Annotated in this window: 6 protein-coding genes; 2 read left to right on the top strand and 4 right to left on the bottom strand. The window is 75.9% G+C overall.

Annotated elements, in window-relative coordinates; all coding sequences use genetic code 11:
- Positions 1–509: 509 nt before the first annotated feature.
- Together ACFVHB_RS39570 and ACFVHB_RS39565 are read right to left on the bottom strand one after the other, a co-directional pair.
- The gene (locus ACFVHB_RS39570; protein WP_380332769.1) at positions 510–1,841 is read right to left on the bottom strand and encodes an FAD-dependent oxidoreductase; all 1,332 of its coding nucleotides are present in this window, start codon (positions 1,839–1,841) and stop codon (positions 510–512) included.
- Between the two features lie 448 nt (positions 1,842–2,289).
- Complete coding sequence (locus tag ACFVHB_RS39565) at positions 2,290–3,195, bottom strand: TIGR01777 family oxidoreductase (protein ID WP_380332767.1); 906 nt, start codon at positions 3,193–3,195, stop codon at positions 2,290–2,292.
- Positions 3,196–3,268: 73 nt separating this feature from the next.
- On the opposite strand from ACFVHB_RS39565, the gene ACFVHB_RS39560 reads away from it, so the two are divergent.
- Together ACFVHB_RS39560 and ACFVHB_RS39555 are read left to right on the top strand one after the other, a co-directional pair.
- Positions 3,269–3,766 (top strand): GNAT family N-acetyltransferase, encoded by a 498-nt coding sequence (locus tag ACFVHB_RS39560; RefSeq protein ID WP_380332765.1) that lies wholly within the window; start codon positions 3,269–3,271, stop codon positions 3,764–3,766.
- Positions 3,767–3,919: 153 nt separating this feature from the next.
- A complete protein-coding gene (locus tag ACFVHB_RS39555) occupies positions 3,920–4,966 on the top strand; it encodes a DUF2510 domain-containing protein (protein WP_380332763.1) in 1,047 nt (348 codons plus the stop codon).
- Between the two features lie 131 nt (positions 4,967–5,097).
- On the opposite strand, the gene ACFVHB_RS39550 is transcribed toward ACFVHB_RS39555, so the two are convergent.
- Complete coding sequence (locus ACFVHB_RS39550; protein WP_380332761.1) at positions 5,098–5,613, bottom strand: DUF4240 domain-containing protein; 516 nt, start codon at positions 5,611–5,613, stop codon at positions 5,098–5,100.
- Positions 5,614–5,790: 177 nt separating this feature from the next.
- A partial coding sequence (gene sucB, locus ACFVHB_RS39545; RefSeq protein WP_380332759.1) for a 2-oxoglutarate dehydrogenase, E2 component, dihydrolipoamide succinyltransferase occupies positions 5,791–6,923 on the bottom strand: 1,133 nt, incomplete at its 5' end.

The raw sequence follows: 6,923 nt of genomic DNA, 5'->3' as shown, positions 1-6,923 counted from the left end.
GCGCCGCTCGGGCGCGGGCGTGCTCGTCGCCCCCGAGGACCCGGCCGCCCTGCTCGAAGCCGTACGCAAGCTGGCCGCCGACCCGGCGGCCGCCGACGCGCTCGGGGCTCGGCGAAGTCGCTCTCGTACCCGGCCGGCAGCACCAGCAGGGCGAGGCCGAACCGCGAGATCGCGCCGGCCGGGTCAGCGACGTGCGCCAGGCCCGGCGCGTCCGGGCCGACCAGTACGCCGAGCGGGATCTCGAACAGCACGGTGGGGCGGCGATCCACCGCAGCAGCCGGCCGGCGATCGGCGGTGCGGTTGCCGCGGCGGCCGGGAGCAGGACCAGGGCGAGCGGCTGGACCGGGGAGTCGGCGCTCACCGGTCGGCCGGTGCGCGGGCGCGCCCCCGGCCCGGGGCGGAAACCATCCGAATAGCGGTCATAGCGGCATGCTGGCGTGCGGGTCGGCCCCAACCTCGGCAGCCCGTCCGCGTGTTCCGGCCGTCCCGGGCGGGCCCGCGACGGCCGGTCAGGCGGCTTCCTCCGCCGCGCGGGCGTCGGCCGGCAGCCCGAGGTCGCGCACCACGGCCTGTGCGGCCCGCCGCCCCGAGACCAGCGCGCCCTGGGCACTGCTGGTGTCCCGGTGGTCCCCGCAGACGTACAGCCCGGCCAGCAGCCGCACCGGGCGCCGGGGGTTGTGCGGCGGCGGCATGGCCGGCACCGCGTCGGGGACGTGGCGCACGCTCAGGAACTGCCAGCCCCTGGTCCGCGTCCCGTACAGCTCCGCCAGCCGCGCCCGCACCGCCGGTTCGAGCGCGGCCGGCCCGCCGGCGTCGAAGGACCGCCGCCCGAGGACGGTGGTGGCCACCAGCGCCTGCCCGGCCGGCGCGTACGAGGGGTGCAGCTCGCTGAGCACCACCGAGTGCGAGACCAGCGGCGGGTGGCCGCCGGGCCGCTCGCCGTCCAGCAGCAGCACGGCCTCGCCGATCGGCGCCCGGTCGGCCGCGTGGTAGAAGGTCGTGACCGGGTGGAAGTCCGGCAGCCGTAGACCGGGCAGCAGCCCGGCGGCGGACCGCGCACCGGTGGCCACGACCACGGCCTGGGCGCCGATCCGCCCGTGCCCGGCCGTCTCCACGCCGTCCGCCGCGATCGAGGTGACCTGCACCCCGGTGCGCACCGTCCCGGCGGGCAGCGCGGCGGCCAGCTGGGCCGGCACCGCGGCGATCCCGTCGGCGGGCAGACAGAGCCGGCCGCGCGCGTAGCCGCGCAGCACCAGGTCGGCGATCCGGCTGCTGGTGCCCAGGGCCGGGTCGCTGAGCAGGGCGCCGAGCAGCGGCCGCAGGAACCCGTCGACCGTGCGCGGTGCGAGGCCGCGTTCGGTCAGCGCGCGGGCGGCGGTGGTCTCCGGCCGGGCCTGCAGCCGGGTGGCCGGGGTGACGGCCAGCCGGCTGAGCCAGTTGCCCAGCCGGGCCTTGTCCAGCGGACTGCCCAGCGGTGCCCGGGCGGTGGCCTGCCGGGCGGCGGTGAGCTGCGGGTCCCCGGCGCGGTACCGGCGGCCGCCGCTGTGCACGAGTACGCCGGGCGCGAGCGGGCGCAGTTCGAGGCGGTCCAGGTCGAGCACCCGCCGCAGCTCGGGGTAGGCGGTGTTGAGCAGCTGGCTGCCGTGGTCGAGCCGGAATCCGTCCAGCTCGCGGGTGGCCATGCGGCCGCCGACCCGGTCCGTGGTCTCCAGGACCTGGACGGACAGTCCGCGGCCGGTCAGCTCGCGGGCGGCGGCCAGGCCCGCGAGTCCGGCGCCCACCACGACGACGTCCGGGTCGGACTGTCGGCGGGTGCGGCGGGTGAAGTCGTACGTGGGCACTGGCGTGCTCCCTCCCTGGTCCCGGGGCTCCGGCCGACGCAGGCAGCGGGGTGCCGGGACACGGTCCGACGATGTGATGCCCAGTCAATGTGAGCGTCAGACAAGCGCGCCGGGCCGTATCCGGGGGCCGGAAGGGGTTCGGCCGCATCCACCGGGGGCGCGGTCACGGACTGTGCGCCCAATCCCGGGGTTCGGGGGCCGACGGGCGCGCACGGTCACCGGGGGCGTGCAACGCGCCCACCGCGTGCTCCCGTGCGCCCCCTCTCGGATCCCGCCCCCGGTCCGCCGGGCATATGCCCCTGGCCAGCGCAGATGTCGTACCGGGCGTACGCGGGCCCGCCCCCGGCGGCGCGGACGACGCGCAGACGCCCGCGCAGACGGCCGGCCGCCGAGGGGCACCCGCCTCAGGGCCGGCGACGCGTGCCCGGCGGGAAGGGCCGGCCCCGCGCTACAGCGCGGCCCGCACCGCCGAGTCGACGTCCGGGTGCTGGAAGCGGAAGCCCGCCTCCAACAGCCGCCGCGGCACCACCCGGTGGCTGCCCACGACCTCGATCGCCAGCTCGCCCAGCACCAGCTTCAGCACGGCCTCCGGCACCGGGAACGGCGTCGGCCGCTTCAGCGCCCGCCCGAGCGCCGCCGTCAGCTCGGCGTTGGTCACCGGCTCCGGCGCGCTGAGGTTGAACGCGCCGCTCAGGTCCTCCCGGTCGATCAGGAACCGCAGCGCCGCGACCTCGTCCGCGAGCGAGATGAAGCTCCAGTACTGCCGGCCGTCGCCGAGCCGCCCGCCGAGGCCCAGCCGGAAGAGCGGGAACAGCCGCCCGCCGGCCCCGCCGCGGGCGGAGAGCACCAGCCCGGTGCGCGGGTGCACCACGCGGATCCCGGCCCGCTCGGCCGGCCGCGCGGCGGCCTCCCACTCGACGCAGACCTCGGCCAGGAAGTCGTCCCCGGCGGGGGAGTCCTCGTCGATCACCGCGTCCCCGGTCTGCCCGTAGAGGCCGACCGCGGAGGCGCTGACGAAGACCTTCGGCGGCTCCTTCAGTTCGGCCAGCGCGACGGCCAGCGTCTCGGTGCCGAGCACCCGGCTCTCCCGGATCTCCCGCTTGTACGCGTCGGTCCAGCGGTGGTCGCCGACGCCGGCCCCCGCCAGGTGCACCACGGCCCCGACCCCGGCCAGCCCGTCCCGGTCGACCTGGCCGAGCAGCGGGTTCCAGCCGATCGCCGTCGTCCCGTCCGGCCGCGGGCCGGTCCTGGACCGGTGCCGGACGAGCCGGACCACCTCATGGCCGTCCGCCAGCAGGGAGCGGACGAGTGCCGAGCCGATCAATCCCGTGGAGCCTGTGACAGCGATTCGCATGGGCCCATCCTCGCAGTTCCCGGCCCCTGAACTCCGTATACAGCCCGGGAGGGCGCTGATTAGCATGACGCGCATGCACGAGGAAGATCTGATCATCCGTCCCGCGCGGCCCGAGGACGAGAAGGAGCTCTCGGAGCTCAACCGGGCCGCCTGGTCCTGGCTCAGCGACGTGGCCCCGCAGCCGCCCGAGGGCGATCCCGTGTTCGACGAGCGCCACACCCCGGAGCAGTTCAGGCTCGCCCTGCTCGACGGCCGGATCGTCGGCTACATCCGGGTGGTCCCGCCCACCCCGCTGGTCAGCAACCGGCACGTGCGCCAGATCCAGGGCCTGGCGGTCGACGCCGCCGTCCGCGGCCGGGGCCTGGGCCGGGCGCTGATCGAGGCCGCCTGCGCGGCCGCCCGGGAGGACGGCGCCCGCCGGATCACCCTGCGCGTGCTCGGGCACAACGCCCCCGCCCGCCGGCTGTACGAGGCCTGCGGCTTCGTGGTCGAGGGCTCGCTGACGGAGGAGTTCCTGATCGACGGCCGGTACGTCGACGACATCTGGATGGCCCGCTCGCTCGTCGCCTGAGCCCCTCCGGCGGCCCGTCCCGTCGCCCGCCGCACCCTCCGCACCACCCGTGCCGGGCCCTTGACGAGGCCTCGGATTCCGCGCCCGGGCCGGTGCAGAGTCGTGACAAACCCAACCTGTCTGGAGTAGTGCCGTGCCGGGTACCGTACGGCCGTGAGCAACTCGACGCCTCCCGGGTGGTACCCGGTACCGGGTGCGGACGGCACGGCCGGTCACGAGCGCTGGTGGGACGGCAGCGCCTGGACGAGCGACGTCCGCCCCGTCCAGGCGGGCGGCGGCGGGCTCGCCGACGCCCCGACCCAGGTCTCCTGGCAGACCCCGCAGCCGACGGCCCCGGCCACGCCGCCGCCCTCGTACGGCTACGGCGCCCCCCAGCAGGGCGCCTCCTCGTACGGCTACCCGGCGCAGGGCCAGCCCTCCTACGGCTACCCGCCGGCCGGCGGCTACCCGCCGCCGTCCACGCCGCCGGGCCGGATGAAGCCGGGCGTGGCCGTCGCGATCGTGGTGGGAGTGCTGGCCGTGGTCGGCGTGGTGGCCGCGATCGCCCTCAACAGCGGCGGCGACACCCCGCGCGCGGACCCGACGCCGACGGTCACGGTCAGCACCGGCCCGAGCTCGACGCCGAGCCCGAGCCCGACGAAGAAGACCAGCCCGCCGCCCACGCCGACCCCCACGCCGAGCCTGCCGCCGGTCCCGGTGGTCAAGGACACCGCGGCCGACACCCAGCACTCGATCACGGTGCCGGTCTTCCAGGGCTGGGACGCGCAGACCGACACCACGCACTCGACGGTCTTCCTCGGCACCGGCCGCTACACCTGCCCGGGCGGCGGCTCGTGCATCCGCGGCCAGTTCTCGGTCGAGAAGGACACCATCTCGGGGAGCTCCGCCCGGGCGGCCGCCGAGGCGGCGATGCCCACCTACGCGGGGGCGATCTTCACCGGGATCACCGGGCACACCGACGCCGGTTCCTCCAGCACCACGGTGGCGGGCGTCTCCGGGTACGCGGTGCGCTGGCACATCACCACCTCGGACGGCACCAAGGGCTACGTCCTGATGGTGGCCGTGCCGGCCAAGGGCGGCGGCTACGTGGCCTTCGAGGGCGGGGTCGACGACGCCGCGGGCGCGCCGGACCCCACCGTGCTCGACCAGATCCTCAAGGGCATCAAGCAGGACACCAGCGCCTCGGGCTCCGGCACCTGAGCAACCCCGGGGCGCGCGCCCGGGCGAACGCGCGCCAGGGCGACGCACGCGCGGGGGCGAGCGGGCTCCCCGGCGCGCGTGACCGTCACGCTCCCCGGGCGTGCGTCCCGGTCACGCTCCCCGAGCGTGGCTCAGTCCCCGTAACGCTCCCAGAGCTTGGGGAACCGTTTCGCCATCGTCTCCGGGTCGTCGAAGTCGAAGGGCGGCCCGTACGGCGCCGCGGGCTGCCGCTCGCCCACCTCGGGCAGCGGCAGCCCGGTCAGCTGCTCGTACGCCTCGTCGGCGGCGTAGCCGAGGTCCTCGGCCTCGCCGTCCTCCTCCTCGTCGAACTCGGGCAGCAGGTCGGCCAGGTCGTCCGGCTCGTGCAGGCCGCCCTCGAAGACGTCCCGGCCCTGGCCGATCAGCCAGCAGCGGAAGTAGTCGAAGGTGTCCTCGGAGGCGCCGTCCAGCAGCAGGTGCGCCGCGGCCCAGAGGTCGGTCCGGTAGGCGCGCTGGAACCGCGCCTCGAAGAGCCGGGCGAAGTCGATGACGTCGTCCGGGGTCAGTTGGACGAGCCGCTCCACCAGCCGTTCGGCCTGCTCGTCCGGGTCGCCCTCGGCGGCTTCCCGGGTGTCGTCGATGATCTGCCAGAAGTCGGTCTCGTCCATCACCGCTCCAGCATCCCCGTTCGCCCGCGCCGGCGCATGCGATGGGGCCGCGAAACGCCCGTTCTTCCGATGCCGGGGCGGCCGAGCGGTCGCGCTCGCCCGGGAACGCCGGAACCCCGCGCCGTCCGGGGACGACGCGGGGTTCCGGCGTAGTGCGACCAGGTGCCGCGGGGAGCCTTACAGGCCGAGCTCGACCTCGAACTCGCCGGCCTCCAGGATCTCCTTGACGGCCACCAGGAAGCGGGCGGCGTCGGCGCCGTCCACCAGGCGGTGGTCGTAGGAGAGCGACAGGTAGGTCATGTCACGGATGCCGATGGCGGTGCCGCCCTCGGCCTCGATGACGACCGGGCGCTTGACGGTCGCGCCGATGCCCAGGATGGCGACCTGGTTCGGCGGAACGATCACGGTGTCGAACAGCGCACCGCGCGAGCCGGTGTTGCTGATGGTGAAGGTCGCGCCGGACAGCTCGTCCGGGGTGATCTTGTTGCCGCGCACCTTGGCGGCCAGCTCCGCGGTCTTCTTGGAGATGCCGGCGATGTTGAGGTCGCCCGCACCCTTGATGACCGGGGTCATCAGACCCTTCTCGGAGTCCACCGCGATACCGATGTTCTCGGTGTCGAAGTAGGTGATGGTGCCCTCGGCCTCGTTGATCCGGGCGTTGATGACCGCGTGGGCCTTCAGCGCCTGGGCGGCGGCCTTGACGAAGAACGGCATCGGGGACAGCTTCACGCCCTCGCGGGCGAGGAAGGAGTCCTTGGCCTTGCCGCGCAGCGACATGATCTTGGTGACGTCCACCTCGACCACGCTGGTCAGCTGAGCCTGCTCGTGCAGGGCCTTCAGCATGTTGTCGCCGATGGCCTTGCGGATGCGGGTCATCTTGACCGTCTGGCCGCGAAGCTCGGACGGCGCGACGGCGGCGGCCTTCGGCGCGGCGGCCGGGGCGGCGGCGACCGGGGCCGGCGCGGCCTTGGCGGCCTCGGCGGCGGCGAGGACGTCCTGCTTGCGGATCCGGCCGCCGACACCGGTGCCGGTGACGGAGGCCAGGGCGACGCCCTGCTCGGCGGCGAGCTTGCGCACCAGCGGGGTGACGTAGGCGTCACCGGCGTCGGCCACCGGGGCGGCCGGGGCGGCCGGGGCGAGGGGCGCGACCGGGGCCGGAGCGGCGACCGGGGCCGGAGCGGCCGGGGCCACCGGAGCCGGAGCGGCCACCGGGGCGGCCGGGGCCGGAGCCGGCGCCGGGGCGGCCGGAGCAGCCGGGGCGGACGGAGCCGGAGCGGCCACCGGAGCCGGGGCGGCGGCCGGGGCCGGGG

This window comes from Kitasatospora sp. NPDC127111, from assembly GCF_042677465.1.
Lineage (GTDB): Bacteria > Actinomycetota > Actinomycetes > Streptomycetales > Streptomycetaceae > Kitasatospora.
This window is presented reverse-complemented; position numbering and strand designations above follow the sequence as displayed.

What these genes read in the sequence shown, in the direction of transcription:
- ACFVHB_RS39560 (WP_380332765.1), top strand. Translation starts at nt 3,269, where the DNA reads ATGCACGAGGAAGATCTGATCATCCGTCCCGCGCGGCCCGAGGACGAG.
- ACFVHB_RS39565 (WP_380332767.1), bottom strand. Translation starts at nt 3,195, where the DNA reads ATGCGAATCGCTGTCACAGGCTCCACGGGATTGATCGGCTCGGCACTC.
- ACFVHB_RS39550 (WP_380332761.1), bottom strand. Translation starts at nt 5,613, where the DNA reads ATGGACGAGACCGACTTCTGGCAGATCATCGACGACACCCGGGAAGCC.